The organism is Xanthobacter sp. BG11Y11_SDJG (assembly GCF_057364445.1).
Genome location: NZ_JBNFNU010000577.1, coordinates 1 through 1,917, shown reverse-complemented (window position 1 = coordinate 1,917; position 1,917 = coordinate 1). Strand labels below are relative to the sequence as shown.

Below are 1,917 nucleotides of genomic sequence, written 5' to 3'. Positions count from 1 at the left end.
CTCCTCCGGCGTCGCCGCGGCGTTCTCGATCACGCGCGGCGCGGTGCGGCGCCGCATAGGCGCGCGGCAGATGGGATTCGATCAAATTGGCCATGCGGTTGTCGCGGGCGGAACCGCTGGAGCCGCCCAGGACGACGCCGACCAGGTACCGGTCGTCGGTCTTCACCGACGTCAGGAGGTTGAAGCCCGAGGCGCGGGTGTAGCCGGTCTTGATACCGTCCACGCCCTCGACGCGCCCCAGCAGCCGGTTGTGGTTCCCGATCGCCTGGCCCTTGTAATAGAAGGTGCGGGTGGCGAAGTAGCGGTACTGGCGCGGGAAGCGGTCCTGGATCGCCCGCCCGAGGATGGACAGGTCGCGCGCCGTGGTCACCTGCCCCGGATTGGGCAGGCCCGAGGCGTTGCGAAACGTGGTGCGGCTCATGCCGAGCGCACGCGCCTTCGCGGTCATCATCTGCGCGAACTCGGCCTCGCTGCCGCCGATCGCCTCGGCGATCACCACCGCCACGTCGTTGGCCGAGCGCGTCACCAGCGCCTTGATGGCGTCCTCCACCTCGATGGTGGAGCCCGCCCGCACATAGAGCTTCGACGGCGACTGGGACGCCGCCTTGGCCGACACCGGCAGATCGCTGTTGAGCCTCAGGCGGCCCGCTTCCAGCTGCTCGAACAGCAGGTAGAGCGTCATGACCTTGGTCACCGAGGCAGGATGCCGCAGGGCGTCGGCGTTATCCTCGTACAGGACGCGCCCGGTCTTGCCGTCCACCATGATGGCCGAGCTGCCGTAGCGCCAGCGCGCGCCGTCCGCGTCCGCCACCGGCTTCGGCGCGACTTTGCGCTGGGTCGAACGCTCCACCTGGCTGCGCTTCCGCGGCTTGGCCTCCGCCACCGTGCTGGTGAAGGCGAAGCTTGCCAACACTGCAACCGCAAGGGCTTTCACGCCCCAGGCGGTGTTCGCGGACGCAATACGCATGCAACGGCCCCTGAGTGAACAAAACGCGATCCGCCCCGGCCCTGCTGAGGTCTCCCAGGACAGGAAGACCGACCGCAGTGCGCGGGGAGCGGCGTGGGGGAGCGACGAGGGGAACGTTAAGAACGGGGAGTTACCAAGGCGTAAACAGGGCGGGCCGGCCATATTGTGCACTGCACCATAGCTCTTGACATTCATGCTGCACTGCATAATATCCACAGCCGAGCGGAGAGAAATCCACTCACCGGAAACGTCTGGCACGGCGCCGCGCGCCGTCCTGAGGAACGAGGATACTCCCATGGTGCAGAGCCCTGAAGAATTCCAGAAGCTGAGCAAGGACAACATCGACGCCGCGATGAAGAGCTTCGGCACGCTCTCCAAGAGCGCCCAGGCGATCGCGGTCGAGGTGGCGGACTACACCAAGACCTCCTTCGAGCAGGGCACCGCCGCCCTGGAGAAGCTGCTGGGCGCCAAGAGCGTCGAGCAGGCCATCGAGATCCAGCAGAGCTACCTGAAGTCGGCCTATGAGGGCGCCGTCGCCCAGGCCACCAAGATCGGCGAGCTCTACACCGAGCTGGCGAAGGAGACCTACAAGCCCTTCGAGAGCGCGTTCGGCAAGTTCCCGCGCTGACCTCTCGAACGAGGCCCTGCGCAGCGTATCCGCGCTCGCGCGCCGCGTTTGAGGCGCGCTGGATCCAGGCCCGGTCTTGCGCCGGGCCTTTTTCATGGGCAAAAGGGGGCGGCATCGAACAGGCCCCCGTCGCGACCCTGGCAAAGCGCCGGGCGGCTCCCTATTATCTGGCGCGAGCGCCGAGCTCCGTGGTCCAAGGACGGAGCACCGGTACGGGGCGCGACTGACATGACAGACATCGCTCACGCGTGCGCACGGCTCCCTCGCAAGAGCCCCACCGCCCGCAGGCCAATTTGATCCGGCCGCCGCCGCGACCATGCAC

General features: G+C 67.3%; 2 protein-coding genes. One reads left to right on the top strand and one right to left on the bottom strand.

All coding sequences use genetic code 11. The features are described from left to right. A partial coding sequence (locus AC2W7M_RS24590) for a D-alanyl-D-alanine carboxypeptidase family protein (protein ID WP_486135653.1) occupies nt 1-967 on the bottom strand: 967 nt, incomplete at its 3' end. Nucleotides 968-1,262: 295 nt separating this feature from the next. On the opposite strand from AC2W7M_RS24590, the gene AC2W7M_RS24585 reads away from it, so the two are divergent. Then, the gene (locus AC2W7M_RS24585; RefSeq protein ID WP_348831076.1) at nt 1,263-1,595 is read left to right on the top strand and encodes a phasin family protein; all 333 of its coding nucleotides are present in this window, start codon (nt 1,263-1,265) and stop codon (nt 1,593-1,595) included. Nucleotides 1,596-1,917: the final 322 nt, after the last annotated feature.